The organism is Aquitalea sp. ASV11, assembly GCF_016429185.1.
Taxonomy (GTDB): domain Bacteria; phylum Pseudomonadota; class Gammaproteobacteria; order Burkholderiales; family Chromobacteriaceae; genus Aquitalea; species Aquitalea pelogenes.
Map to the genome: position 1 here is coordinate 1 of NZ_JAELUD010000016.1, position 25,761 is coordinate 25,761.

At 57.2% G+C, this 25,761-nt stretch carries 33 protein-coding genes, 5 tRNA genes and 1 pseudogene; 23 read left to right on the forward strand and 16 right to left on the reverse strand.

Annotated elements, in window-relative coordinates:
• The 6 genes from JHD62_RS07495 to JHD62_RS07520 form a co-directional block, all read right to left on the reverse strand.
• On the reverse strand, positions 1–496 hold a 496-nt coding region (locus JHD62_RS07495; RefSeq protein ID WP_199102379.1), incomplete at its 3' end, for a phage terminase large subunit family protein.
• A gap of 11 nt (positions 497–507) precedes the next feature.
• Complete coding sequence (locus JHD62_RS07500; RefSeq protein WP_199102380.1) at positions 508–1,068, reverse strand: hypothetical protein; 561 nt, start codon at positions 1,066–1,068, stop codon at positions 508–510.
• 213 nt (positions 1,069–1,281) lie between these two features.
• Positions 1,282–1,773 (reverse strand): hypothetical protein, encoded by a 492-nt coding sequence (locus JHD62_RS07505; protein ID WP_199102381.1) that lies wholly within the window; start codon positions 1,771–1,773, stop codon positions 1,282–1,284.
• 16 nt (positions 1,774–1,789) lie between these two features.
• Positions 1,790–2,725: a hypothetical protein gene (locus tag JHD62_RS07510; RefSeq protein WP_199102382.1), complete on the reverse strand. Its 936-nt coding sequence runs from the start codon at positions 2,723–2,725 to the stop codon at positions 1,790–1,792.
• Positions 2,722–2,994: a hypothetical protein gene (locus JHD62_RS07515; protein ID WP_199102383.1), complete on the reverse strand. Its 273-nt coding sequence runs from the start codon at positions 2,992–2,994 to the stop codon at positions 2,722–2,724. Before JHD62_RS07515 ends, JHD62_RS07510 begins: the two co-directional genes overlap by 4 nt.
• 796 nt (positions 2,995–3,790) lie before the next feature.
• Positions 3,791–4,369, reverse strand: coding sequence for a hypothetical protein (locus JHD62_RS07520; RefSeq protein WP_199102384.1), 579 nt, complete (start codon positions 4,367–4,369; stop codon positions 3,791–3,793).
• A gap of 29 nt (positions 4,370–4,398) precedes the next feature.
• Between JHD62_RS07520 and JHD62_RS07525 the strand changes: the two genes are divergently transcribed.
• Positions 4,399–5,145 carry a helix-turn-helix transcriptional regulator gene (locus tag JHD62_RS07525; protein ID WP_199102385.1) on the forward strand — a complete coding sequence of 249 codons (747 nt, stop codon included), beginning with the start codon at positions 4,399–4,401 and terminating at the stop codon, positions 5,143–5,145.
• A 10-nt stretch (positions 5,146–5,155) separates the two neighbouring features.
• Here JHD62_RS07525 and JHD62_RS07530 read toward each other — a convergent pair whose 3' ends face one another.
• Positions 5,156–5,344, reverse strand: a complete 189-nt coding sequence (locus tag JHD62_RS07530; protein WP_199102386.1) for a hypothetical protein — start codon at positions 5,342–5,344, stop codon at positions 5,156–5,158.
• 89 nt (positions 5,345–5,433) lie between these two features.
• Positions 5,434–5,682 (reverse strand): helix-turn-helix domain-containing protein, encoded by a 249-nt coding sequence (locus JHD62_RS07535; RefSeq protein ID WP_199102387.1) that lies wholly within the window; start codon positions 5,680–5,682, stop codon positions 5,434–5,436.
• Positions 5,683–5,730: 48 nt separating this feature from the next.
• On the opposite strand from JHD62_RS07535, the gene JHD62_RS07540 reads away from it, so the two are divergent.
• The 11 genes and pseudogenes from JHD62_RS07540 to JHD62_RS07585 all read left to right on the forward strand — a co-directional run bounded on the left by JHD62_RS07540 (position 5,731) and on the right by JHD62_RS07585 (position 10,360).
• Positions 5,731–7,167 carry a hypothetical protein gene (locus tag JHD62_RS07540; RefSeq protein WP_199102388.1) on the forward strand — a complete coding sequence of 479 codons (1,437 nt, stop codon included), beginning with the start codon at positions 5,731–5,733 and terminating at the stop codon, positions 7,165–7,167.
• A 241-nt stretch (positions 7,168–7,408) separates the two neighbouring features.
• On the forward strand, positions 7,409–7,609 hold the full coding sequence (locus JHD62_RS07545; protein ID WP_199102389.1) for a hypothetical protein: 201 nt from the start codon (positions 7,409–7,411) through the stop codon (positions 7,607–7,609).
• Complete coding sequence (locus JHD62_RS07550) at positions 7,579–7,728, forward strand: hypothetical protein (RefSeq protein ID WP_199102390.1); 150 nt, start codon at positions 7,579–7,581, stop codon at positions 7,726–7,728. The genes JHD62_RS07545 and JHD62_RS07550 overlap by 31 nt, the downstream gene beginning before the upstream one ends.
• Complete coding sequence (locus tag JHD62_RS07555) at positions 7,725–7,919, forward strand: hypothetical protein (RefSeq protein ID WP_199102391.1); 195 nt, start codon at positions 7,725–7,727, stop codon at positions 7,917–7,919. Before JHD62_RS07550 ends, JHD62_RS07555 begins: the two co-directional genes overlap by 4 nt.
• 89 nt (positions 7,920–8,008) lie before the next feature.
• The gene (locus JHD62_RS07560) at positions 8,009–8,380 is read left to right on the forward strand and encodes a hypothetical protein (RefSeq protein ID WP_199102392.1); all 372 of its coding nucleotides are present in this window, start codon (positions 8,009–8,011) and stop codon (positions 8,378–8,380) included.
• Positions 8,380–8,508, forward strand: a complete 129-nt coding sequence (locus JHD62_RS22855) for a hypothetical protein (protein ID WP_255522897.1) — start codon at positions 8,380–8,382, stop codon at positions 8,506–8,508. The genes JHD62_RS07560 and JHD62_RS22855 overlap by 1 nt, the downstream gene beginning before the upstream one ends.
• Before the next feature lie 18 nt (positions 8,509–8,526).
• Positions 8,527–8,703: pseudogene (locus tag JHD62_RS07565) on the forward strand (helix-turn-helix domain-containing protein); the annotation flags it as partial.
• 35 nt (positions 8,704–8,738) lie between these two features.
• Positions 8,739–9,377, forward strand: coding sequence for a hypothetical protein (locus JHD62_RS07570; RefSeq protein WP_199102394.1), 639 nt, complete (start codon positions 8,739–8,741; stop codon positions 9,375–9,377).
• Positions 9,370–9,744 (forward strand): hypothetical protein, encoded by a 375-nt coding sequence (locus tag JHD62_RS07575; RefSeq protein WP_199102395.1) that lies wholly within the window; start codon positions 9,370–9,372, stop codon positions 9,742–9,744. The genes JHD62_RS07570 and JHD62_RS07575 overlap by 8 nt, the downstream gene beginning before the upstream one ends.
• A gap of 17 nt (positions 9,745–9,761) precedes the next feature.
• A complete protein-coding gene (locus JHD62_RS07580; RefSeq protein ID WP_199102396.1) occupies positions 9,762–10,043 on the forward strand; it encodes a hypothetical protein in 282 nt (93 codons plus the stop codon).
• Positions 10,044–10,075: 32 nt separating this feature from the next.
• Positions 10,076–10,360 (forward strand): hypothetical protein, encoded by a 285-nt coding sequence (locus tag JHD62_RS07585; protein ID WP_199102397.1) that lies wholly within the window; start codon positions 10,076–10,078, stop codon positions 10,358–10,360.
• On the opposite strand, the gene JHD62_RS07590 is transcribed toward JHD62_RS07585, so the two are convergent.
• Both JHD62_RS07590 and JHD62_RS07595 read right to left on the reverse strand, forming a co-directional pair.
• Positions 10,357–11,355 carry a site-specific integrase gene (locus tag JHD62_RS07590; RefSeq protein ID WP_199102398.1) on the reverse strand — a complete coding sequence of 333 codons (999 nt, stop codon included), beginning with the start codon at positions 11,353–11,355 and terminating at the stop codon, positions 10,357–10,359. The genes JHD62_RS07585 and JHD62_RS07590 overlap by 4 nt on opposite strands.
• A 166-nt stretch (positions 11,356–11,521) precedes the next feature.
• A tRNA-Leu gene (locus JHD62_RS07595) sits at positions 11,522–11,606 on the reverse strand.
• A 171-nt stretch (positions 11,607–11,777) separates the two neighbouring features.
• Between JHD62_RS07595 and JHD62_RS07600 the strand changes: the two genes are divergently transcribed.
• The gene (locus JHD62_RS07600) at positions 11,778–12,467 is read left to right on the forward strand and encodes a Bax inhibitor-1 family protein (protein ID WP_199102399.1); all 690 of its coding nucleotides are present in this window, start codon (positions 11,778–11,780) and stop codon (positions 12,465–12,467) included.
• Positions 12,468–12,497: 30 nt separating this feature from the next.
• Here the strand turns inward: JHD62_RS07600 and tilS are convergent, their stop codons facing one another.
• On the reverse strand, positions 12,498–13,823 hold the full coding sequence (gene tilS / locus JHD62_RS07605; RefSeq protein ID WP_199102400.1) for a tRNA lysidine(34) synthetase TilS: 1,326 nt from the start codon (positions 13,821–13,823) through the stop codon (positions 12,498–12,500).
• Positions 13,813–14,778, reverse strand: coding sequence for an acetyl-CoA carboxylase carboxyltransferase subunit alpha (locus tag JHD62_RS07610; protein ID WP_131354324.1), 966 nt, complete (start codon positions 14,776–14,778; stop codon positions 13,813–13,815). The genes tilS and JHD62_RS07610 overlap by 11 nt, the downstream gene beginning before the upstream one ends.
• Before the next feature lie 218 nt (positions 14,779–14,996).
• Between JHD62_RS07610 and JHD62_RS07615 the strand changes: the two genes are divergently transcribed.
• The 4 genes from JHD62_RS07615 (at position 14,997) to JHD62_RS07630 (ending at position 15,339) form a co-directional block, all read left to right on the forward strand.
• Positions 14,997–15,072, forward strand: a tRNA-Val gene (locus tag JHD62_RS07615).
• A gap of 5 nt (positions 15,073–15,077) precedes the next feature.
• Positions 15,078–15,154: transfer RNA gene (locus tag JHD62_RS07620), tRNA-Asp, on the forward strand.
• A gap of 27 nt (positions 15,155–15,181) precedes the next feature.
• Positions 15,182–15,257 (forward strand) — tRNA-Val (locus tag JHD62_RS07625).
• 5 nt (positions 15,258–15,262) lie between these two features.
• A tRNA-Asp gene (locus JHD62_RS07630) sits at positions 15,263–15,339 on the forward strand.
• A 109-nt stretch (positions 15,340–15,448) separates the two neighbouring features.
• On the opposite strand, the gene JHD62_RS07635 is transcribed toward JHD62_RS07630, so the two are convergent.
• The 3 genes from JHD62_RS07635 to pmbA form a co-directional block, all read right to left on the reverse strand.
• Positions 15,449–15,943, reverse strand: coding sequence for a disulfide bond formation protein B (locus tag JHD62_RS07635; RefSeq protein ID WP_370541041.1), 495 nt, complete (start codon positions 15,941–15,943; stop codon positions 15,449–15,451).
• Positions 15,944–16,003: 60 nt separating this feature from the next.
• The gene (locus JHD62_RS07640) at positions 16,004–17,143 is read right to left on the reverse strand and encodes a patatin-like phospholipase family protein (protein ID WP_199102401.1); all 1,140 of its coding nucleotides are present in this window, start codon (positions 17,141–17,143) and stop codon (positions 16,004–16,006) included.
• A gap of 154 nt (positions 17,144–17,297) precedes the next feature.
• Positions 17,298–18,656, reverse strand: coding sequence for a metalloprotease PmbA (gene pmbA / locus JHD62_RS07645; RefSeq protein WP_062788999.1), 1,359 nt, complete (start codon positions 18,654–18,656; stop codon positions 17,298–17,300).
• 127 nt (positions 18,657–18,783) lie between these two features.
• On the opposite strand from pmbA, the gene yjgA reads away from it, so the two are divergent.
• The 4 genes from yjgA to trpC all read left to right on the forward strand — a co-directional run bounded on the left by yjgA (position 18,784) and on the right by trpC (position 21,791).
• A complete protein-coding gene (gene yjgA / locus JHD62_RS07650; RefSeq protein ID WP_199102402.1) occupies positions 18,784–19,353 on the forward strand; it encodes a ribosome biogenesis factor YjgA in 570 nt (189 codons plus the stop codon).
• Positions 19,353–19,934 carry a molybdopterin adenylyltransferase gene (gene mog, locus JHD62_RS07655; RefSeq protein WP_199102403.1) on the forward strand — a complete coding sequence of 194 codons (582 nt, stop codon included), beginning with the start codon at positions 19,353–19,355 and terminating at the stop codon, positions 19,932–19,934. The genes yjgA and mog overlap by 1 nt, the downstream gene beginning before the upstream one ends.
• Positions 19,934–20,884: a YheT family hydrolase gene (locus JHD62_RS07660; protein WP_199102404.1), complete on the forward strand. Its 951-nt coding sequence runs from the start codon at positions 19,934–19,936 to the stop codon at positions 20,882–20,884. The genes mog and JHD62_RS07660 overlap by 1 nt, the downstream gene beginning before the upstream one ends.
• Positions 20,885–20,987: 103 nt before the next feature.
• Entirely contained in the window at positions 20,988–21,791 is an 804-nt protein-coding gene (trpC, locus tag JHD62_RS07665) for an indole-3-glycerol phosphate synthase TrpC (protein ID WP_199102405.1), read from the forward strand.
• Between the two features lie 76 nt (positions 21,792–21,867).
• Here the strand turns inward: trpC and JHD62_RS07670 are convergent, their stop codons facing one another.
• Complete coding sequence (locus tag JHD62_RS07670) at positions 21,868–23,976, reverse strand: patatin-like phospholipase family protein (protein WP_370541042.1); 2,109 nt, start codon at positions 23,974–23,976, stop codon at positions 21,868–21,870.
• Here JHD62_RS07670 and JHD62_RS22520 point away from each other — a divergent pair.
• Complete coding sequence (locus tag JHD62_RS22520) at positions 23,899–24,099, forward strand: hypothetical protein (RefSeq protein ID WP_233160752.1); 201 nt, start codon at positions 23,899–23,901, stop codon at positions 24,097–24,099. The genes JHD62_RS07670 and JHD62_RS22520 overlap by 78 nt on opposite strands.
• 174 nt (positions 24,100–24,273) lie before the next feature.
• Positions 24,274–25,713, forward strand: a complete 1,440-nt coding sequence (locus JHD62_RS07675; RefSeq protein ID WP_233160744.1) for a PilZ domain-containing protein — start codon at positions 24,274–24,276, stop codon at positions 25,711–25,713.
• Positions 25,714–25,761 lie beyond the last annotated feature (48 nt).

The window sequence follows — 25,761 nt, forward strand, 5'->3', positions numbered from 1 at the left end:
CGGCCAAGTTGGCAGCACTACCGGCAGTGGTGATGAACAGCGAGCCACCGGGGTATTGCTTGGTATCCATGGTGTTGCGGCTGTCGCGCGAGCGCGGCTCGGCAACGCGGGCGCGCAGTTCCGGCACGCAGGCGATGTTTTTTTCAATGCGGTCGGACAGGCGCTTGGCGATGTGCAGCGTGGGCTCCAGCGCCATGATGTTGCCGGGGGCCATGTGGATGAGCGCGCCCATCCAGTTAAGCGCCACCTGGGTCTTGAGCATCTGCGATGCGCCCATCACCACCACCCGACGGCAAGGGTGGGCGGGCGACAGGCAGCGCATGACTTCCCGGGCGTAAGGGGTGCGGGAAGTGTGGTATTTGCCGTGTTCGGCCGCGCCGCTTTCCGCGCTGATGCGCTGGTATTGGTCCGCCCATTCATCCACCCACAGTGCTGGGTCGGGCTGCAGGCCACGGCTCCAGCCATCCATGTATGCGCGGGGGCCGTCGGCGTACATGGCAGCTTTCCTTATTGCATGGCTTTGTGCAGGTCATCGGCATTCAGCCGGGCGACGTCTTCCAGTGCCTGGCGCATGCGGGTGGTGAGGTATTGCTCCAGCGCCCAGGGGTCGCTCATGCCTGCCAGTTCGCTGGAGATCTGTTTGGGCAGGCCGAGCAAGGTGTCGCGCAGTAGTCGACCCGCACGGTAGGCGGCGTCTTCGACTGCGCGCCGGTCGACGGTTTCGCCGCAGGTGCGTTCGAATTCGGCCTTGGCCAGCAGGGCGAGGTAGTGTTCGCGGTTGGCTTTGGCGCTGTGATAGTTGGCCACGGTAGACATCGGCGCGATTGCGCTGTGGGGGCTGACTTCTGCGTAGACATCACGCTGCAAACGCTGTTTGGCGTGGCGCTCGGCCACGGCGTCTTTGGACGGGTCAGCGGTTTTGCCAATCAGCGCCAGGGTGGCTTCGACATCCACCGATTTGCCGTCGGCACTCAGTACCAGGCGGCCACTGTTGCCCAGCTTGGTGACGTAGCTGGGTGACCACCCCTGCGACAAGGCGAAGGCTTTGCGACTCAGGAACGTGGCCATCTTGTTCACCCGATTTCACCAGAAATTCACCCCGGTGAAATTCACTAAGCTGGCAACCCAGCCGCTAATCAAAGCCTGCGAGTCCGAGGCCTCGCACTGGTTGCAGGAATGCCAGGGACCCCGGCGCGGGCGCTGGAATCCGGCCATGAAATGCAAAAGGCCCGAACTCTGGACGAAGTTCGGGCCGCTGTAAAAATGGTACTTTTGTGACACTCACACTGTCAAGCGGTCCGCGTACCGCAAGTGCATCAGCAAGGCCTCATGTTGTCCCTCCAGAGTCGCGTAAGCCTTGTGCATCAAGGCTTCCAGCACCTGGATGACTGTTTTTTCATAGCGGTGCAAGGTGCGGTAACTGGCACCGGCCCGGTCGCCCAGCTCGCGGCAGCCCGGCCCGCTGCCGGTTGCCCATTTGCGGATGATGTCCAGGTCCGTCCGGAAGCCGTATTTGCACGGTGTCACCGTGGTCAGGTACAGCATTTCCGTCTCACGTTGCACGTGCAAGGCCCACAGCACTGCCCGTTCCGGCGCGGGCAAGCGGTTGATCTTCAACATCACCATGGCCGCCTGCACTTTCAGATCGTGCGCGGAGAACTCGGCAAACCCGGTGCCTGCTGATGGCTCGCCATACCTCTGCACCGCCACCAGGCAGACCGCTTCAATCTGGAAGGCCCACCCCACCAGCGACGTTATTGTCGAAAACTGCATAGCCACGCTCCAACGGTCAAGCACCCACCCGACTCAGAATCTGCCTTGCTGCAGACAAAGCATCCCGCTGCACCGCACGCGTTTGCACCAGCGGCCCGGTAAACGGTTCCACCGCTGGACGCACCTGGACAACAGCAGGCTGACGACCACCCGCTCGCTGTAAACGCCGTAACTCCGTGCCATCCAACACAATCCCCACCGTGTAAGCCGGGATCGACACCACCTTGCGCATGCGCCGGGCAATGGCCAGACAACGACCCAACTCCGCATGGCTCACCGTACGCACTCGCATCACCGCTGCCAGCCGGTCGAAGGCTGATGGCAAATGCGGACACAATAACTCATGCCCCAACAACAACGGGCCTAAGGCCTGCTCCGCCGCCAGCCGCCATGGGTCAGCCAGCGTGACTGGCCCCGGCTTATCCACAACGCCACCACCCTTACGGGCTGTTTTATCAATACGGGGTACCCCAGATGGCTGGGGTTCAGGGCCAGACCCTCGCCCCCACAAACGCTGCGCCCGCTCCCGCAGCAAAGCCACATACGACGTAGCTTTCGCCGACAACGGCCCATCCGTGACATGCCCCCGTTCCACGCGGGGCTCCTCATTTGGACGCAACTTGGCCAGCAACAGCCGATAGCAAAAAACAAAACGCCCAGCCCCCTTCACCACCACCCGTTTGATCAAGCCGAAACGCACCAGCCTCGCCACCGACGCCCGCAAGGAATCATCCGACCGGCGCGTCGGTGCCGCCGTCGAGCCACGCTCGCGCTGCACCTCCATATGCTCACGAAAGCGCCGATAGCTGATCAAAGGACCGGGCCGACCACCCACAATGCCACTCGCCAGATCCATCCACTGCCGCATCAACACATACATCCGGCAATCCTGATCCGGCAGGCCATTCAAGGCCTCCCACTCCACCATGGTCAGAAAAATACCCTCGCTCACCCCATCCCCTTCCTTGCCAGAATCGCCCGCGCCTCCGCCAAGGCAGCCTCACGCTGCCCCGGCGAGCGGGTCGACGGCACAAACGCCCCCGGCCCATCGCGCAACACCCGCTCCACATCCATGCGGTAACCCGCGCCATACAACACAGCCAAGCGCTTCAACTCCCGCTGCCGGGCGGCATAACCACCCGCCACCCCGCGCAGCGAAAGCAGGTAAGCCGCGTCCTGCACCACATCGCCGCTCACCTTCACCCACAAATCAGGCCACACGGCCCTTCTCCTACGACACTCAAAACCGAACGGGAGGTAACCTGGCACTTTCCCGCCAGCAAACACAGCCAGGAAGCGAACGCAGCAGGCGTCTTCTCTCGTTCAGCTTTAGTGACGGTAGGCAAACGCGGCCTTTTTTTTGAGGAGCGTATGCAATGAGTCGGTTTCCCTGATCGTCGTGGTAAAGTCGGAATATCTCCGGGCAAGCATCCAACGATATATAGCCACGTTGCCTTCTGCGCTTTATGGCCGAAGTGAAACTGCTCGACCTCAAGTGACCACCCTCCGTACTCGTCAGGAAACTCTCCAGGTCGGGGTAGTTGCGCAACCAGCCATAATGAACTTTGTGCCGGATGCTCCAGCACACCACCAAACTTCCTGACATGCGCCACCGCCAACAAGGCCAACTCCTTCTCATCACGACGAGGCTTCGCAAATTGCCTCAACCGTCCCCATGCGCGGCATGGCGGGTGCGCAACAACCGGCATGTTGCCAAGCCAGGTTCTGGCATCGCGATCAATGTCATACACATCACAATTCGGCATCTGCTTATAAATGCTGTCCGTCCTCGCAAAAAGGACTGCCACTTGATGCATAGCGCTATTCCTTTTCCCGACTGACTTCCAAGAAATCATTACGTAGGGCCGACGCCTGCACCTTCTCATCCAGCAAGGCCAACAGCTCCTGCAAGCACTGCTTACCCCGCACCCGCTTCAACTCCCGCGGGCAATACCGCGCCCGAAACGCCGAACGCATCACCAGGCGAAAGCGCAAACGCTGCACCGGCGCAGCCATCTCAGCCACCCACATCCAGCAAGGCACGGATATGCCCCAAGGCCCGCACATGCGCCTGGCTCGACTCCTCCAGTTCCACCAGAGCCTGCTTCAATTCCTGCGGCCCCATCTGGTCGGCCAGCAACGCAAAAGCTGCCAGCCCCTCGCCCGCCTCCTTGGCCAGACAGGCCAGCACAGACGCATGGCTAGCCTGCACTGCCTCGCCAGCACGCAGCGACACATCCAGGCCAACCGGCAACAACAACTCCACCGCGCACTGCAAACGCAAATCCGCAGGCAAGACCGACAGCAGCACTGGCAGCAGATTGAACGGCAACAAAGTGCAATCCTTGGTCTGGTCATCCAGCCAACGCCCCAATCGCTCCGCATTGGTCTTCATCACCCGTGCCGCATCACTGCCCCGGCCCGGCTGCTGGAATTCCACCAGCCACACCCTATCGAAGCCGCTGGCGTAGTAATGCTCCACCACCACCGCGGCTAGCGTCTCCATGGACCAGCGCTCCCGCTGCCGCCAGGCATGCAGTGCGTTACGCAACGCGCCAATGGGGGTTTCTTGTGGTTTCAGCTGCATGTTCAGCATGGATTGCCTCGCTAAAATCGGAAATGTTGTTGAGCCGGGTCGAGATCAGTCATGGCAGCCATACGTTGTGCCTTCCCCTCACCGACAACGCGGCTGAGCAAGGCTTCAATACGCTTTCCATTTGCATAAGAAGTGTCGAGGAGGACGCCCTGACGCAGCTTGTTGATGGTGGGCTGCGAAATGGCAGTCAGCCGTGCGATGGCGTAATCAGAATGACCGGCACTACGCAGGGTGATGAGCATGTCTCGGACCGTTTTCATGGCCCGATACTAATTCTCAAACGAATTGAATTGCAATACGTCAGCGAATTTCACACAAACAACTCACCAACGTATAGTTGCGAAATGGATATCAAGGACATACTTGCGGCACTGATGAACCACCACAAAATCAGCCAAAACTACTTGGCTGAAGTCACTGGTGTGCCGCAGCCAACGATTTACCGAATCCTTAATGGCTCAAGCAAAGAGCCCAGAAACAGTAACGTCAAAAAACTGGCCAGCTACTTTGGGATATCCGCGGCGCAGCTACTGGGTGAAGAACCGATGCCAGGCTTGCAAGGCCTGGCAAATGGGACAGGTAATCCCGCAGCCAACTTTGGTGCAATCGACGTTACAAGCAGCAAAATTATCCCCGCCCCAAAGAGTGCTGAAGAAGGATATAAAGCACTGCAGGCGGGAGAGGTCAAAGCAGACCTTAGCAAGCGAACCCCCGAAGAGCTGATGTTGATCATCAAAATTGCTTCAGACCTCCTCTACAAAAAAAGCGGCTTGTAAGCCGCTTTTTTCATTCTGCTTGCATACCAATAATGGTCTTCATGGCCATGTTCAGTTGTTCCGGTGAAGTACCCGACAGCAAAGCGGAAATATCACCCGCCCACCGCACTTCAACCCTGCCATCAGTACACAAGACAATTGCGATCTGAGCAACCACATCCTCTGAGATGTCTCCAGACCTGAACTGACAATCCTGCATGCTGACTCTCCTCACAGACGACCACACCAGAATATGGGCTCGTTGCTTCGTAAAACATGCGTGTTTGCACCTATGTAAAGTCTGTAAAGTCAGCCCTTCTCCAGTACCGAAGCCATATTGACCAGCATCCGTAGCCACCGTGTAGACAGCTGCTCACCTACGGCCTGCAACTCGGCCAATAGACGCTCCCGCTCCTCTTGCTCTGTATCACTGCCCAATACAGCGAGCACTTCACTGAGTAGCCAGGCCTTGTCCGGCTTGGGCTGCACACCACGCAACCAGCCATATACAGCCTGACGACTTACTCCGCAATGGACTGCCAGCATGGTTACTGTCACCTTTTTCGCCGCTACGGCATGGTGGAGTTGGCTATGTAATGTATCCACATGCGTCCTAGTCCTTCGATCAGTCCACCATGTGCCGCAACTTTACAAAACACTCAACACCGCAGGGAATATCAAGCGGTACTTATGCCAATAGCAGTTACTTTTAACGGTTTTGTTTTCAATCAGCATGCGGTATTCGATGCGTTTCCACTCGCAAGGACTCCTCTCATGCTTGATCGCCATACCTACCTCACTTTACTGCTATCTACCCTGCTGCTGACTGCCTGCGGTAAAGGCAGCACAGCACTGCCTTACGAGAAGGATGCGTCGTTCAAACAAATGGGTGAAAAAGGAGAGCAGGCACTAAAAGTGGTGGAAGCCGAATGCAAACCACTGGTCGTGGCAGCCAGCAGCATTCCATCCGTCAGTGTCTCTGGCGGACTCGCCCATGGCATTACACCCGACTTTGGCTGGAACAAAGCCATTACGCTGGAATTCCAGGTGCCGGAAAAACTGCCATCCGATTTCCCGGTGCCATCCGCCGCAGGGCACCGCTGCTGGATTGAGGCTGGAGGAGGGCTCAAACCGGGCATCCGTATCATCAAATCCAGCTGCACTGACTTCTGTGCCCTACCCCATGACAGCCATCTCAAAGACGTTCCTGCACTGGTCGCCCTGGAAAGCCGTGCGGATGCCGAAGCCATCGAACAGAAACGCCAGGAACCGGGCAAGGCAAAACTCCAGGCACTGGACGCAGCAGCAAGAAAAGGTGACTACCAGTCACGCCGTAATCTGGCATACGGCTATGCCACCGGCGATGGCGGCAGCCCTTACGACCTGGTGAAGGCCTGCGCCTGGTACAAGGTAATCGTGGACTCGAACAGCCCCAAGGTAGATATCACGGACTATAACAACGCCAAACTGTACTGCGGCTTTTTACAACCAGGACAAAAGCCACAGGCCGACGCGCTGCAATACCAGCTGGAAGGTAACCCGGCGCGCACCCCGGATGGCAAATACCCCATCATCGGCAATAACAATGCGGAAATCCGCCTCTACGATCGCAAGATTGGCCATGCCCGACGCTTCAACACCAAGCTGGAACAAATCGCTCCTCAACTGGCTGAAATCGAGCGGCAGGGTGCCATGCTGGACTATGCAGAACGTAAGCGCCTGGATACGTTTTTCAATCAGCTCAAAGAAGAAGCCGAGTCATTGGATGACCTTCCCTTTGGCCCACTGAATCAGTGCCGCAGTGCAGGCATAGTGATGGGACAGTACTGGCAAGCTGTCCGCAATCATGAAGACAGCAACCCCAGCAAGATGCGCTACCAGGAAAGCGCTCGTGATTGCAAAATGCAGATCCAGACCCGCCCCAAACCGACGATTAACCTGCTGGCCATGGATGGCACCCCCCCCTACGCCAACTGCCTTCGCGTACTGAGCCCGCAAGAAGATCGCAGCAAGCCAGTGTTATGGAGCTGTGACAAGCGCTGATGACCAAATCCTTCCCGACCAATAAGCCCGCTGATGCGGGCTTTTTCATTATTACCGCCGACCTGACCCAAAGTGCTATTCATTTAAAATATTCGTTTTCGTATTATTCACTCATGGATTGACGTGATCTTTAACAACCCACGAATGCGCCCCGACCCGCACGGTCGGTAACCCACACCGCAAAGCACTGCCGTGGCCACACCCACGTCAGCAACCCTGCGCGCAACAAAGGAGAACGCCCATGTACGTCTACACCCGCACCGAACCCGGCCTGCTCACCGTCGGCTTTTACGACCCCAAGGGCAACTGGATACCCGAAAGCGACCACAGCAACCGCCACGCCGCCGCCGAGCGCGTCGCCTATCTCAACGGCAAAGCCCAGCACGGCCCGCCCCCACACCAGGAGCAAGCATGTACATCAACTGGCGCAACACCGACCTGATCATCGGCCACATCAGCGAAGCCCTCGCCCAGCACCTGCGTCAGCGTGGCAAACGGCTGCACTTTGAAGGCTGGAACCGCTGGGGCCAGCCCATCCACACCATGAGGCACTACGCATGAACATCCAGCCCGTCTCATCCCGCTACCTGCGCCGCACCATCCTCGACGCCCGCGAAGCCCTGCTCTACGCCACGGCGCCACCCACACTCCCGGCCGAGGCCATCAGACAAGCCAGCGAACTGCGTCGCCGCCGGAATGACTACGACGACCGGCAGTTCTTCAAGGAACGTACCGCCGACGGCTACCGATGACCGCACGTCACACCGCAACACCGCCCGCCCTCCACCGAGGGTTTTTTTTGCCCGCACCCCACCCGGGTGGAATAACACAGGAGCACACCATGGACACCCTGCTACTCCAACACCAGATGCACAGCGACCTGAACCAGCAAATCAGCACCACCAGCCAGGCCGCTGCGCTGATCACCCCCGAAGTCATCCAGCACACTGCTGCCATCGCCATGGCCCTGGATGCCAGCGTCACCGTGATGGCCAGTCGCAGTGGCCTGGACATCAACATCAAAGCCAGCCCTGACACTCACCCGGACGCCCTGCAAATCGCCCTGGAGCAAAACCTGCCGCTGATCGAATACATCCACACCTGGTACAAGGACGACCAATATGGCCCGCGCAACATCTGCCTGGTGCGCAACGGCCCAGTGCAATACCTGTGCACCAGCGCCATCACCCGCCCGGCCACGGAGCCCGCCTGATGCTGCGTGACGTCCTGCTCTACATCCTTGGCCGAGGCCTGCTCTACGGCAGCCTCGCCGCCCTCACCCTGGCCCTGCTCGATGCACTGGCCGAATACGCCAGCCGCCACGGCTGGCTGCCATTCTGATCAGACAAAGGAAAAACCATGAGCACCAAACTGCCTGCAGTCGACCCACGCCAACTGCGCCACCAACTGGGCATGAACCAGGCCGAATTCTGGAAACGCATCGACGTCACCCAATCCGGCGGCAGCCGCTACGAAAGCGGCCGACCGATGCCCAAACCGGTGCGCCGGTTGCTGGGGGTGGTGTACCTCAAGGAAACCGTCAAACCCTTCGACCCTGAGCAGGTGAAACCATGAAAGAACGCCCCATCCTGTTCAGCGCGCCAATGGTCCGCGCCTTGCTGAATGGCAGCAAAACCCAGACCCGGCGCGTGGTGAAGTTACGTAATGGCCAATACCTGCCCCCGAGTGAAAGTGCCGACAGGCCCGGATGGCAGCAGTTATTACGCAACTGCCCATATGGAATACCAGGCGACCGGCTTTGGGTGAAGGAAACCTGGGGGCTGGAGCTGTTGTGGGGCGCTGCAGGCGAGGGCAGCATTTCCAGAGGCTACGAAATTCGCTACCGGGCAGGCGGTAAGCATGGCTTTACTTACGAAGGCCCGGACAGCGAAACAGACCCTTTCCTCCGCTATTACGACACGCAAAAGGGCAACTGGCGCCCTTCCATCTACATGCCGTATTGGGCCAGCCGCATCTTGCTGGACATCACCAGCGTGCGCGTAGAGCGCCTACAGGACATCAGCGAGGCCGATGCATTGGCCGAAGGCGTGATGGGATGTAAGCCCGAGCTTGTCAGCAATGACTGTTGGTACTGCCCGGAAGAGCTGTATTCGATGTTATGGACAAAAATCCACGGCCACGGCAGCTGGAATACCAACCCCTGGGTTTGGGTACTGGCATTCACCTTAAAGGAAAACAGCAATGGATAATCTCGCCGGATTTGCCGAATGGTGCAAAGCTCGCAAGCTGACGTGGCTGGAAGAGCGCCTCGCCAAACAAGCCTGGCAAGCCGCCCTCAGCAGTCGCCTGCCACCGCCTGAAGAAATCGCACGCATCCTCAGCCCCCATAATGCCTGCCAACACCGCAACGCCTGCCGCAGCCTGCTGGCCCTGCCCAAGGAAGCCATGCCACTGGCCCAGATCGGCAACAGCTACGCGGCAGACTTCCAGACCGGCATCTGGGAATTCCGCATGGACAAGTACTTCAACGTTGGCAAAGGCCTCTACGCCATCATCAATATGGTGGAACTGGAGCGCAGCCAGGCCAATACGACCCACGTCAGCACCTGCAACTGAAGCTCAGGAGAACCACCATGCCCTGCACCTGCCGCACCGATCTGGAAGCCAAGCTGCTGGAGCGCTTCAAGCAACAGCACCCTGACACCCAAAACCACCAGCTGGAAATTACCGGCTACGCTCTGGTACTGGGCGAAACACCGCAGGAGTACCCGGCCATGAAAGTCATCGCCACCCATACCGTCACCAGCAAAGCAGGCCGACAGCGGGAAAAGAAAGTCACCCAAAGCATGATCGGCCACTACTGCCCGTTTTGCGGCACCCCGGTTACCACCTCACCGGCAACGACGAACCAGTAATAACCGTGACAAGGCAAGCGAAAGGACAAACCATGCATGAAGAGAAACTGATCACTGTCCTGGAACAGCTGGTCGAAAAGCTCGACAAACCACAGCAAGCCATTCCATTCGACAAACAGATATGGGACGAAGCACAATGCGCGGCCTATATGGGGGTGTCCAAACGGCAATTTGCCGAACGCATCTCGGCCGACCCGCACTTTCCACCGGTCTATAACATCTCGGCAGGCAGTGGGGTTAGGCGCGATAGCCGTTACAAGGCCTGCGAAGTAGTCCGCTGGGTAGAAAGCCGGAAAATCCGCAGGCCAGCCTGCTAATCCAGCCGCATCGCCACTTCGGCCATATCCGGGGCATAGTAGGTATTCTGCAAGATACGCAGATCCCTATGCCCGCTCACCTTGGCAAGCGTCATCACATCCAGCTTGCTGGCCATGCGCGTCAACGCCTCCCGGCGTGAATCGTGAAAATGCAGGTCCTCAATCAAAGCCATTGCCTTCGCCTTGCGGAACAAGGCATCCAGCGAAGCAGGTCGCAAATTGAAATAGCCCCCCACTCCGCCAGTCACCGCCCCCACCTGCTGCAAAATCCTCACCGCCTCAACCGACAAGGGCACTACCCTGGGATGGCCGTTCTTGGTCATCAGCAAGCTTGCCAGGCGTTGATCCAGATCGACCGTCTCAAGCGTCAGCCCACATAACTCCGAAGCACGCATGCCCGTTTCAATGGCAAACAGCCAGGCAGCCCCAACCCGGGCCAAGGCCGACACCGGCGGAACATCGTGGCCATAACCGCAGGCCAGTAGCAGACGCTCCGTCTCCTGCGCAGTCGGCCGACGCGTACGTGCTGCCCCCGCTGCGGGGGCCTTCACCGTCGACATGGGATTTACCGGCAGCCAGCGCCACTCCTTCACCGCCACATTGCAGGCATGCTGCAATATCGCCCACTCCCGTCGCACACTCAGTGCGGATACCGACTTCAAACGCTCATCCCGCCAGGCAGCAAATACATCCGGCCCGAGAAACTGCAGTTTTGTTAAACACAGTTTTGGATATTCCCGCAGAAACAAATCAATCCGCAGCTGCTCCCAGCGACAGCCCCGTTTAAGCGGGGAAATTTCACGTGAATAACGCTGTAATACATCACCAAATGATTTATTAGGAATCAGGCCACTTTTCATGGCCTGGATTTCAGCCTCAACCTTGACCGACCAGGCCACTGCTTCTGCCTTGGTGCGAAACGTTGCAGAACGTGATACACCTGACTTGCGCACCTTCACGCGCCAGGTACCTTCCCTACGCTCGAATGTAGCCATTTTCCGGGACACTCCATGGGACAAGTGTGGGACAAAGAGAACGCGGAAATGGTCGTGCAAAAGGGAATAACAGCGTAGTGTCTTTTAGGACAGGTAGCTGGAAAGCTATAACTGGCGGGATATAGAGAAAAACGGGGGACTGAAGAGAAATACTAAAATTAACCGATGGTGCGAGCGGAGAGACTCGAACTCTCACGCCTTGCGGCGCTGGAACCTAAATCCAGTGCGTCTACCAATTCCGCCACGCTCGCACAATTGGGTAACAAGGATATTGCCACCCGAAAGGAGGCCGAACTATACCGCAGGACAGCCTATCTTTCAAGCCATCCGGAATGAACCAAACACACGGTTTCGTGTCAGAATGCAGGCACATCGCCTTGAGCACACACTGACGCAGTATAAACACACAAAGGGAGCGCAGCATGCAACCAGATCTGCACAATACCTACCAAACCAGCACCGCCGACCTGTCGCGAAACAAGATTCTGCGCAACACCTATGGCTTGCTTGGTCTTTCGATGATCCCCACGGTCATGGGTGCACTGATTGGCACCCACCTGAACTTTGCCTTCATGGCTACCAGCCCCATCATGGGCATGCTGGCCATCATGGCAGTATTTTATGGCCTGGTTTTTGCCATCGAGAAAAACCGCAATAATTCGCTGGGCGTGTTCCTGATGCTGGGCTTTACCTTCATGATGGGCCTGCTGCTGGGGCCTTTGCTGCAATTTGCCTTGCGCTTCAGCAATGGTGGCCAGCTCATCATGACAGCCGGTGCGGCAACTGCTCTGGTTTTCATCGTGATGGCAGGCATTGCCAGCACGACCAAACGTGATTTGTCCGCACTGGGCAATTTCCTGACCGTAGGAGCCATCGTGCTGATGGTGGCTGTTGTTGCCAACCTCTTCCTGCAAATGCCCGGCGTACAACTGGCCATTGCTGCAGCCTTTGCCTTGTTCAGCTCGCTGATGATCCTGTGGCAAGTCAAAGTGGTGGTGGATGGCGGTGAGTCCAGCTATGTCTCGGCCGCCCTGTCCATTTACATCAGCATTTACAATCTCTTTACCAGCCTGCTGCAATTGTTGCTGGCTTTCAGCGGCGACCGGGATTAATCATAAGCTGCATAAGAAAAAGCGCCTTACTCAAGGCGCTTTTTTCATTTCTGGCACCCATTCGGGCCAAAAGCCGCCGGGATCAAAACAATCACTTGCTACCGCGACACCAGGCACTGCCAGCAGCCTGCCTTCAGCAGAATAAAGTAGCGGCCATTGCTTGCGCAAAACCGGGGGCATTCCCGCCTCCTGCAACAGCTTGCGCACTTCCTTGCGGCCATATGGCTGCATCAGCAACTCTCCACCCAGACGCGGTTGCAGTACCAAACCGTCGGCAATGACATCCATTGACAAGCCCCCGCCACCCTTCCACCGCAAGCCCCCGGCCCAGTCAGGTGAGCAAACGGTATTTTCCAGCGAGACTGCATCCAGCCTGATCGGGCTATCAGGCACATTTTTGAGCTGGGTCACCACATAGAGAGACTGCCGATAGCGTAACAACACCCTTCCATCCAATTGCAAAGAAGGATGTGCTTCAGCACCCGCGTCGCGCAGTTGCCGCAGAAACTCTTGCAGTCGATTCGGGGCAACGCCTTGCAAACCCATCTCCTGCAACCAGGCCAGCATGACAAAGCCCTGCCGAACCTCGGACAATGCAAGTAGCGACGCCACAGACAGGCCATCTGCCGTCAGGCAGGCAGACAAATCGCCAGCCACCACCTCATCCAGCAATTGGGAAGCCTGCGCCATATGCCAGGCGGAACGAGCGATCTGGCGCCGATAAGCGGGAACATGCTGCTGCAGCAAGGGCATGATGCAATGACGAAGCATATTGCGCCGATAACTCAAATCGTCGTTGCTATCATCCTCCACCCAGGCCAGCGCATGCTCACTGGCGTATTGCTCCAGTTGCTGGCGGGTGAATTGCAATAAAGGGCGCCACAGCGGCTTGTCTGCCAACTGCCGCAATTGTGGCATGCCAGCCAAGGCTTTTACTCCACCTCCGCGCAACAGCTGCAGGAGAACGGTCTCGGCCTGATCATCAAGATGCTGCGCCAGCACCACCGCATCAGCCTTTGTTTGCTGATAGGCCTCGTAGCGCAATTGTCGGGCACAGGCCTCGATTCCTTGCTGGGCGTTGCGATCAACCAGCACACGAACAACGCGTAGTGGAATGCCCCACTGGGCGCAAACCTGCTGACAGTGTTGCACCCAGGCTTCTGCAGCCGGGTTTAGGCCGTGATGAACATGCACCGCAGACACCTGCAGGCCTGGACGATGTGCTCGGGCACGCGCAAGCAGCGAGAGCAACACCATGGAGTCCAGCCCACCGCTGAGGCCAAGCTCAAAAGCACAAAGGCCGGACAATTCGTCCGGCCAGTTGGCTAATACATGTTCAAGCAGATCAGGCTGCATCTTCCTTGAAGCGTCCATAACTCATCAAACGATCAAAGCGCTCTTTGAGCAGGGCATCAATCGGCCGATTGGCAAAGTCTTTCAGTTGCTCCTGAATGACGCGCTTCATGGCATTCATCATTTGCGCATGATCCCGATGAGCTCCACCCGCTGGCTCATTGATGACGCGATCAATCAGCCCCAGTGTTTTGAGACGGTTGGCAGTAATACCCAGCGCTTCAGCTGCTTCCGATGCACGCTCAGCCGTTTTCCACAGAATGGAAGCACAGCCTTCGGGCGAAATCACGGAATAAGTTGAGTATTGCAGCATATTCACCTGATCACCCACCGCAATGGCCAGCGCACCACCGGAGCCACCCTCACCGATAACGGTACAGATGATGGGCACACGCAGGCGCGTCATCTCGTATAGGTTGCGACCAATCGCTTCGGACTGACCACGCTCTTCCGCACCAATACCAGGGTAAGCACCCGGAGTATCAATGAAGGTGATGATGGGAATGCCAAATTTTTCCGCCAGCTTCATCAGGCGCAATGCCTTGCGATACCCCTCCGGGCGTGGCATGCCGAAATTACGGTAAATCTTTTCCTTGGTATCGCGGCCCTTCTGATGACCAATCACCATGACTGGCTGGCCATTGAAGCGGGCCAGGCCACCCACGATTGCCGGATCATCAGCAAACGCGCGATCACCATGCAGCTCTTCAAAGTCGGTGAAGATGCTGCGCAGGTAATCCAGCGTATACGGGCGCTGCGGGTGGCGCGCCACCTGCGAGATCTGCGAGGGGGACAGTTTGGCATATAGAGTCTTGGTCAGTTCCAGACTCTTCTTTTGCAGGCGTGCGATCTCTTCAGAGATATCCAGTACGGAATCATCCTGTACGAATCGCAGCTCTTCTATCTTGTTCTCGAGCTCGGCGATAGGCTGCTCAAAATCGAGAAAGGTCGGCTTCATTATGCACATCATCCGATTAAGCGAATCGGGCAATCATACATGACAGCAAAAGAATCCGTCACGCCCCTGTCTGACAAAATTCAGTCGGCATAAGGAGTCGATCCGTTTATTCCGGCTATTACGCAAAAAAGTGAAACCAACCTCTTGCGCGGAGTTTTAGCCTGTGCTTTAATTCGCCTCCTCGCTGAGACGCAAACGCAGACAGCGAAAAGATTTCAGGGCGTTTAGCTCAGTTGGTAGAGCGTCTGCCTTACAAGCAGAATGTCGGCGGTTCGACTCCGTCAACGCCCACCAAGGTTGGAGTGGTAGTTCAGTTGGTTAGAATACCGGCCTGTCACGCCGGGGGTCGCGGGTTCGAGTCCCGTCCACTCCGCCAACAGTTTACAAAGCAGTAACCCTTTTCGGGCGTTTAGCTCAGTTGGTAGAGCGTCTGCCTTACAAGCAGAATGTCGGCGGTTCGACTCCGTCAACGCCCACCAGGTTTGGAGTGGTAGTTCAGTTGGTTAGAATACCGGCCTGTCACGCCGGGGGTCGCGGGTTCGAGTCCCGTCCACTCCGCCAATAATCAAAAAGCAGCCATCGGCTGCTTTTTTGCATTTAACTCATCCCCTCCGCCATAAAAACCGGTATTTCGCTGCATGCGAAATACCGGCTTGATCAGTTGTTTGCTTCAGGATTTACGAAACGCCAACCACAGTTGCAGCACAATCACGCCAACAAAGAATACCGCCACCCAGAACGGCATTGCCTGCCCCAGGAAGGTCCAGTCAACCTTGGCACACTCACCACTGCCTTTGAATACCTTGGACAGCACATCCCACATCGGTGAGGTTTCCATCAGGTAATCCAGGCCAGGCCCGCAAGCAGGAACCATGTCCTCAGGCAGGCTTTGCAACCACAACTGACGCAAAGACACCGCGCCACCAGCCATTGCTGCCAGCACGCCCAATACACCCCATACCCTATAACCGGTGCGTCCAGGGTTATGCAGGGCAGCCAGCAAGGCAATAATACCGACCGAGATCACCCCGACCCGCTGGAAAATGCACAAGGGGCAGGGCTCCAGATGCAAAACATATTGCGAATAAAGCGCAAAAGCCATTGCCGCGGCACAGCCGACTGTTACCAGAAAAAACCCCTGTCTGCGTGATAATCGAATACTCACAACTTCCCCTTGTCTTTGTATTGGGCTTGAAAATGGAACATCTAGGATTTTAGTCCTGATTCAAAGTTCCAGAAATTGTCTGATCGCATCTTTCTGCGCCAGCGCATCCTTGTAACCGAGTGCAATCAGCGCGCGACAATAACCCGGTTCAAACAGCAAATAAGTGGCCAATGTCATGCCGCGCTGCTTGGTTCCACCTGCACCTTTCATCAGAAAGCGCAGTACAGGAGGAAATTCATGGGCGTACCGGTAGGCAATGCTCTCCAGTGACTGACTGGGACTGAGCATGAAAATATCCACCTGCTTGAGGCTGGTCTGAGCACATAATTCCTCATGCCCTTGCAGCAGGGATACCGTGTGATTCACCCGCAGCAGCCGCTCCATGTCCATGGACATGCTGTCAACAAACACGCTATTGAGCAGATGGCCAAAAATCTGCGCAGGGGATGGCGCCACGCCGGCAGAGCGACGCTCTACCGCCTGAGGCCGCTGACTGGCGAGGCCGACAATGAACAATTTGTCAGCGCCCAGATGCAAGGCTGGCGACAAAGGAGTCATCTGCCGGATGGCTCCATCGCAATAATGCAGTTTGCCAATCTGGGTGGAAGGAAAAATCAGCGGAATGGCCGAAGTCGCCATCAGGTGATCCAGGCCGATTTTTTCCCGCAACCCCATGCGCTGATGGCGATTCCACTCATCTATCTGTGGCTGCCCCTGAAAAAACGTCACCGACATCCCGGTGGTAAAACAGGATGCCGTCAGTGCCAAAGCCTGCAATGCCCCTTGCTGCAGCGAGTGCTCGATGCCATCAAATGGCATGGCTTTACCCAGGAATTCACGTAACGGCGAGTTATCCAGAAAGCTTTTCGGGTTATGCCAGCCATGGCCACCAGTGGCAATGGAAATGCCAAAGTGGAAAAAGGTTTTGATGAAATAAGAAAGGCTGGCATCGTAAACATCATGGATGTGCAGGCTCTTCCACATCTGCGCAAGGTAGTGCACTGCTTGCCGGTAATTGGCAGCACCGGAGGCCACCGCCACCGCATTGATTGCCCCTGCTGATGTACCACAGATGATGGGGAAAGGATTCACATCCGGATCGGGCAACATGCGCGAAATGGCCAGCAGCACGCCGGCCTGATAGGCCGCTCTGGCACCGCCTCCCGACAGCACCAGGCCGATATTGCATTTCCCCGCCATCTTGCACCTCGCTACGGATGCTTTTTCATCCATTCAGGAATAGCTGCCCACCAGCCACTTTGGCAAGAACGGAAATGCCTGACAGAACAATGAAGGGTAGCCGGTTTGCCACCCTGCCCGCCTTGCAGCAAGGCAGCAAACGCTTGAGGACAGCTTAATCCTCGCCAGCTACCATCATGGACTCGATCAGCACCGAACCCATTACCTTGCCACCACGCGACAGAGTGTCCGTGCCCACGGCCACCATGCGACTGAACATGTCGCGCAAATTGCCGGCGATGGTGATTTCTTCTACCGGGTAAGCAATCACCCCGTTTTCCACCCAGAAACCGGCGGCTCCACGTGAGTAATCACCAGTAACGGTATTGATGCCATGTCCAAGCAATTCGGTTACCAGCAAGCCGGTGCCCACCTGCTGCAACAGCTCGGCAAAGCTTTCACCGGTGGTATGCACCAGCAGATTATGCGGTCCACCGGCATTGCCGGTTGATTGCATGCCCAGCTTGCGAGCGGAATAGCTGGCCAGCATGTAACCCTGCAACACACCCTGATCAATCAGGCGTCGCGCCGAGGTCTCCACCCCTTCGCTGTCAAACGCGCCGCTGGACATGCCACGCAGTACAAACGGGTCTTCATCAATGATGATGTTGGGGTGAAACACCTGCTGCCCCAAGGCATCCAGCAGAAAAGACGATTTACGATACAGATTGCCACCACTAATGGCGGAAACCAGATGACCGATCAACGACGCCGCAACCGGCGCTTCAAACAGCACCGGGTACTGACCTGTCTTTACGCGGCGTGCCGACAAGCGACGTACGGCGCGTTCGCCCGCCGTCCGGCCTACCTTGATCGGGTCATCCAGATCATCCGGGTGACGAGCGGCCGAATACCAGTAATCCCGTTGCATGGATCCGGCCTCCTCCGCCACCACCGCAGCGGAGATGCTGTGACGGCTGCCAGGGTAGCCCGCCATGAAACCATTGCTGTTGGCGTAGATGAAGTGACTGGCCTGCGCCGATACTGAAGCCCCTTCGGAATTGCTGATCCGCGCATCCACCCCGCGTGCGGCATCTTCGCAGTGGCGTGCAAGATCAATGGCCTGCTCCACCGACAGCTGCCAAGGATGGAAGAGGTCCAGATCCGGAAAATCCGTTGCCAGCAATTGGCGATCCGCCAGACCGGCACAGGCATCTTCCGCGGTAAACCGGGCAATATCCAGCGCAGCTTTCACCGTATCCTGCAGGGCCTGGTCTGAAAAATCAGAGGTACTGGCGTGGCCCTTTTTCTGTCCCAGATAAACAGTGACAGAAACACCCTTGTCCTGATTGTATTCAATGGTTTCCACTTCACCCAGGCGCACGCTTACCGTCTGGCCCAAGCCTTCCGACACATCGGTCTCGGCAGCCGTCGCCCCTTGCTGACGCGCCAGGTCCAGTACCCGACTGGCGATGTCCTGCAATACGTCCTTACTGAAACTGAAAGTGTTGTCTGCCAATGTTTTATCTACCATGATGAATGTTGCTTTGCCGATGACGCATTATTGCCGTGACAGCAACACGCCATGCGAGTTTGCGCGGGAATCGACCCGCCTTTTCCGGTATCATACCAGCCTTGAAAACCGTAGAGACTGTTGAACGATGACTGATTACCAGAACGACAACCTGCCCGATGGCATGGTCAGCAAATCCCAGCGCAAACGCGACATGGATGCGCTGCAAGACCTGGGCAAGGAGCTGGTCGAACTCTCCAAGGATACGCTGAAGAAAATGCAGCTGCCGGAGGATTTGCTCACTGCCATTCTGGACTACAAACGCTTCACCGCCCACGGCGCACTGCGCCGTCAGCTGCAATACATCGGCAAGCTGATGCGAGACATCGACCCGGAACCCATTCGCCAGTACCTGCTGGTCATCAAGGGCGAGTCGGCCGAACACATTGCCTGGCAGCATTTGCTGGAACGCTGGCGCGAACGCCTGATGAGCGACAATAAAATGTCCGCCACCTTCATCAACGAATTCCCCGGCGTGGATGCACAGCAGCTGCGCACCCTGATTCGCAATGCACGCAAGGAACAGGCTGAAAGCAAGCCGCCGAAATCCTTCCGACTGCTGTTCCAGCTGATCAAGCAAGCCATTCCGGAACCGGGCAAGCCGCGTCAACAATCTGCTGGTGCTGATGCCGACGATGCCGAAGGAGAAGAAGAATAATGCTGAAGATCGGACTGGTATCGGTTTCGGATCGCGCCAGCAGCGGCGTATATCAGGATCAGGGCATTCCCGCCTTGCAAGACTGGCTGGCCAGCGCCTTGAGCAACCCTTTTGCCACAGAGACCCGCCTGATTGCCGATGAACAGGCGGTGATCGAAACCACCCTGCGTCAACTGGTGGATGAGGAAGGCTGCCATCTGGTGCTGACCACCGGCGGTACTGGTCCTGCTCCGCGAGATGTCACACCGGACGCCACCCTGGCGGTGGCAGATCGCGAAATGCCGGGTTTTGGCGAACAAATGCGCCAGATCAGCCTGCGCTTTGTTCCCACCGCCATTCTGTCCCGCCAGCTTGGCGTCATCCGCAAGAGTTCGCTGATCCTCAACTTGCCCGGCCAGCCCAAGGCCATCAAGGAAACACTGGAAGGCCTGAAGAACGAACAGGGCGAATCCATCGTCCCAGGCATCTTTGCCGCCGTTCCCTACTGCATAGACCTGCTTGGCGGACCGTATATCGAAACCCGTCCAGAGGTCATCAAGGCATTCCGGCCCAAATCGGCCCAGAAGCCTCCCAGTGCCTGATGCGCTACACCGCACCACCCTGGCTGCCAGAAGGACATAGCCAAACCATCTGGCCCGCCCTGATGATTCGCACCCCTCGCCCCCACTATCGGCGTGAACAGTGGCCCACCCCGGATGGCGGCAGCATCGTGCTGGATTTTGTCGACGGCAAGCCAGGCAGCCCGCTGGTGGTACTGTTTCACGGGCTGGAAGGCAGTAGCGACAGCCACTATGCCCGCGCCCTGATGCACGCACTGACCGGGCTAGGCTGGCACGGCGTGGTTCCGCACTTTCGCGGCTGCGGCGGCATCGACAACCCTTTGCCACGCGCTTACCACGCTGGTGATGCAGATGAAATCCGCTGGATCCTGCAACAGCTGGCCATCCGTCACCCTGTCATGGCTGTTGCTGCCGTTTCGCTGGGCGGCAGCATGCTGCTGAACTATCTGGCCTGCGAGGGTGAACAGGCTATCCCCCGTGCGGCGGCAGCCATTTCTGCCCCGCTGGATCTGGTGGCGGCCAGCACCCGGCTGGACCGAGGCCTGGGTCGATTGCTGTATACCCGCATGTTCATGAACACGCTCAAACCCAAGGCCCTGGCCACCTTGCAACGTCATCCCGGCCTGTTTGATGGCAAGAAACTGCGCAAGGCGCGTACCTTCATCGAGTTTGACGACCTGGTCACCGCCCCGCTACACGGCTACGGTACCGCACTGAACTACTGGACCAGCGCCAGCAGCAAGTCACGCTTGCAGTTGATCAGCTGCCCTACCCTGATTCTGAATGCCAGGAATGACCCCTTCCTGCCGGCAAGCGCCCTGCCCGCCCCGCACGAAGCCAGCCCGGCGGTGCAATTGGAGTTCCCCGCAGACGGCGGCCATGTCGGCTTTGTCAGCGGTCGTTTTCCCGGTCACATCAACTGGCTGCCACAGCGCATTCTGGACTTCTTCAAACCCCATCTGCAGGTTTGAAACCAAAGCCTTGCCTGCTCACCAGCCGAGCGCGCATTGCCAAAGCCCGCACAGTTCTGCATGATGTCCGTTTTGGCTGAACGCATCATCACAGGCTTACAGAATGTCAGACATCCTCAATACCATTGTTGCCACCAAACATCAGGAAGTCTCTGCCGCCCTGCAGCAGCGCCCGCTAAGTGCGGTACGCGAGGCTGCCGAAGCACGCAGCACCGACAAGCGTGACTTTGTTGCCGCCATGCGTGCCAAGCATGTATTGGGCCAGCCGGCAGTCATTGCTGAAATCAAGAAAGCCAGCCCCAGCAAGGGCATCATCCGCGCCGATTTCGACCCGCCGGCCATTGCCAGGAGCTATGCCACCGCTGGTGCTGCATGCCTGTCCGTACTGACTGACAAACAGTATTTCCAGGGTGATGCCAGTTACCTGGAAGCCGCCCGCGCCGCCTGCCATTTGCCGGTGCTGCGCAAGGACTTCATGGTGGACGAATACCAGCTGTATGAAGCACGTGCCATGGGTGCCGACTGCATCTTGCTGATTGCCGCCGCCCTGCCGTTGGCGCAGATGCGCGATTTCGAAGCCCTGTCACGCGAACTGGGCATGGCTGTGCTGGTTGAGGTTCACAACGAGGACGAGCTGGAACAGGCCTTGCAACTGAAAACCGAGCTGATCGGGGTGAATAACCGCAATCTGCGCACCTTCGAAGTGAGCCTGACCACCACGCTGAAGCTGCTGCCCGAAATCAGCAACGGGCGCATTGCTGTTACCGAAAGTGGCATCCTGACCCAGGACGATGTCAGGCTGATGCGCAGCCATCAGGTGCATAGCTTCCTGGTTGGCGAAGCCTTCATGCGCCAGGATGACCCCGGTGCGGCCTTGTCCGACTTGTTTTTCCCTGCCACAGCGTAAGCCCGTTCATAAACCGGTCTTCACCAGGACAGCAAAACGGCCACTATTACAGTGGCCGTTTTTGCTTTGGACAACATCAATAATCCGCACCCAGGTAGAGATAACCGCTTAACTTGCCGTTACGGGCATTGCCTACACCCAGAAAGAATGGCCCCAGTATGGTATCTGCCGCCAGGAACACAGACCCTGCAGGTATCCATGGAGTATTGCTGCCATTGAACGGATTCCCCCATACCCTCCCGACTTCGGCAGACATCCCGGCATACAAGCCGCTTCCCAATACCGAGGGCAAGGATGAAGCACGCCAGTAAACCATCAGGCGGGATAGCGACACCTTTTCACCCAGCAATTCACCAGCCTGATAACCGGTCAGGTTCAGAAAACCACCCAGGGACTCCAGACGGTAGTCATCCTGCTTGCGATTGACAATGCCTCGCGCCTTGCCAGTCAGACGGAAGGTAATGTCACCAAAGGTTTTGACACCCTCCACCACTGCATCGTAATCGCGGCTGGCCGTGTAGCTGCCAAGTGCGGGCAAGGAAGAGGTAAAGACCGTACTCATGAAATAGCCGGAACGGGGCCACCGCGGATTATCAAACTGGTCGATGACAAAGCGGCTGCGGATACCAGCATAGCTGTGGTAGACGGTGGATGACAGCAAGGGAAACTGCCCCTGCGACAGATAACTTTCCACTCTCGAATCAAACAAGCCTACCCTCAGCTCGCCAAAACGGCCAAGCACCGAGCCGATATCAGCATTGATCGATGTGACATCATTGCTGATTTCGGCATATTTGATGTGGCTGTCATCATAAAAAGACAATGGCTGCACGTGATAACTGACGGAAGCCGCAGCAAACAAGGGGCTGTCATAAGACCAGGGCTGATACAGCTCGGTCTTGAACAGCTTGTCCTTGCCAATAGCCATTTCATTACGCCATGAACCACCCGCAGCGTTCAGCCAGTTGCGCTGATGCGCGGCCAGGAAAGTGAAACTGGAATCACCGGGTGTAGAGCTGTTGAGGCTGAGCCCGAAGTGAACGGCATTCGGCCCGATACTCTTCTCCAGCGGCATGACCGTCATCACATGGCGGCCATTCCTGTCATCAATGGCATAACTGAGCTGATCGTAGTCACCCGAGGCAAACACATTACGCAATTTCTGGCGAATATCATCCACAGCCTCTCCGTCCTTGAAGTTGGCAATGCTGTTGGCCAGACCCTCGGTATTAACAAAGTGGCTATCGGATTTCACCTGGACAACATCCACGCGTGGATGCTCCGGCAACTGCAAACGCTGACGCCAGGCCGCATAGCGCTCGGCGCTGATGGCAAACTGGCTCAGCTGGGCGGCCTGTGCACTCGCCGCTTCGCTACCACGCTTGATGATGGCCTGGTTATCACCAAACGAAGCGGCACTGAAACCATCCAGGTCTGGACGAATCAGCACATCCCCCGGCTTGAGCAAAGCCATTTGCTCCTTGACGTTGCGGCTCACCATCAGATTGCTGGTTTGCGCCACCACATCGAACAGGCTGTTGATCTGATCCTTGGTGAGCGGCGGGGTGCCCACATCCACCACAATCAGATTCCTCGCGCATTGACGGGCATCCTGGATGGGAAGATTGCGCGCCAGCCCGCCATCCACCAGCAGACGACCATTGGTTTCCACCAGGTCAAACAGTCCTGGCACAGCCATGCTGGCCCGCAAGGCCTCCGCCAGCGGGCCTTTGTCAAAAACCACGGCCTCGCCATTGGCCAGATCAGTGGCAACCGCACGAAACGGAATCGGTAAGTGATCGAAGGAATCCAGCTGACGATCGCGCGTCAGCTTGCGGATGAACATTTCGATTTCCTGCGAGTTGATGGCGCTACGCGGCACGCGCAACTGCCCTCCTTGCAGGCCGAAAGTGATATCCAGATAGTTTTTGTAGTCGTCGCGCTTCTTGTCGTAAGGAATTTCAGTGCGCGGCAGCCGGCCGGACAGCATCTGATCCCAGTTGGCATTATTGAAATCCGTGGCCATCTGACCCAAATCCAGCCCATTGGCATACATCCCACCAATCAGGGCCCCCGCACTTGTGCCAGCAATGCAGCGAATGGGAACATGCAGGCGCTGCAACTCTCGCAATACACCAAGATGAGCAAAGCCACGCGCGCCTCCGCCGCCAAGCACCACGCCCACGCCTTCATCCGGCGCCAATTCAAAGGCCAGAGCGGGTGGAACATGCAGCATGCACAGCGCGGCAAGTATGATTCGGCTCAGAAAGTGGACAAATCTTTTCAGACAAACATGCATATTCGGTAAAAAAGGAAAATTTGCTATTTCACCCACGCATCCGGTGACGTAAGATATAGTGACATACATTCGATAAAACATAGAGCCCAACAAAGCTAAGGCACAATGTTCGATTTTAAATCTCTGGTCAGTTCCCTGCTCACAAAAAACTCTCTGGCAACAGGTATTGCGCAATCCGCTACCATGCTGGTGAGGGACCTGCCGCAGACAGAATACTTTACCGCCCTGGTTGAAATCATCAAGGCCATCTCCAAAATCAACGCGGACACCGATACCCCGTTGAAGGAGCGTATCAAGACCCTGGTTTATGTGGACGACAAAGCCCACAACATTCACCACCAGCTATGCCAGGACTTCCTTGCCGCCACGCCGGGCAGCAAGAACTACCTGCCCACCATTCTTGCTTTCTGGCATGAACTGGCCAATGCCTACCAGATTTGCCTGCGCCTGTATCAGGCTGCCCCGAATACCGCGCTGGAAGCGGATATCCGCCTGATCACCGCACGTGGCCTGCACCACCAGATGCGCTTGATCGCGTGGAATTCACTGCGCTATCTGAAACCGGAAGGGTCAGTCTGGCAACAAGGCTTCCGCTTTTACATGCAAGCGGAAGAAGGCGGCGTTGCCCGTACGCCCTTGATGCTGTATCCGGACTCCAAGGTTGAGGTCAGTTGTGAACAGCTACTGCTGCAAGGCTGCATGCTGTATCTGGCGCAAACAGACAATATGCTGCACCGGGAAATCATTGCAGTAGACCAACTGATGATGCCGCTTAGCCAGGGTATTCATCTGGAAAAGCAGCCCCCCATCCAGGAGCCGGTTTTTGTCGTCAATCTGAGCATGCCGGAGCATCCGCAACCCATCTTGCGCGGCATGGCCGGCAAGTGGCTGCGTTACTGGTCCACCAACGATCTGACCAGCCGGCTTGCCGACCTGATGTTTGATCTGGACCGCTCGGTGCCACCCGTCCTGCGCGCGCTGGATGCCAAACTGGAACGGGAAGAATGGCTGGCCCTGTGTGAAAAACTGGCCATCCGCTGGTCGGATGATGGCGGCAAATCCTTGCGCAAATCCGAGCGTTCGCTGCACAGCTCGGCTGCACAAGTCACCATCGGCTTCGAACGCGCCGCCTTTGCCGTCAAGATTCAGGATATTGAAAACAATAGTGCCAATTCCATCCAGGAGTGGAAGGTCAACGATATCAGCAGCACCGGCATGGGGTTGACCTTTGTTGGCAAAAGTGTCGAACAGCTCGCGATCGGTCGTATCGTGCTGGTCAAGACCGAGAGCCATCCCCTGTTGCTGGGTGCCATCCGCCGCATCTTGCGGCAGCAGAATGGCACGCGGGTGGGAATTGAAATAATGGGGCAAAACCCGGTAGGCGTCTCCCTGAGCGAGCCCGGTGGTAATCGTGATCAGCCCACCACCGCCATCTATATTACCCAGCCGAATTCACGCAAGGGTCAACGCTGGTTCCTGATGCCCAAGCCACTGGCCGAACCGGGCCGGGAGCAGATTCTCACGGCACAGGGCAAGTCTTACCTGATTCGCCTGAAAACGCCGCAGCAAGAATTCGAAGACTGCAGCAACAGTGATTTTGACACCTTGTCAAAAGTGGACTGAGCAACTCAACCGAAATCGAATGCAGAAACAAAAAACGCCCGTCAAACG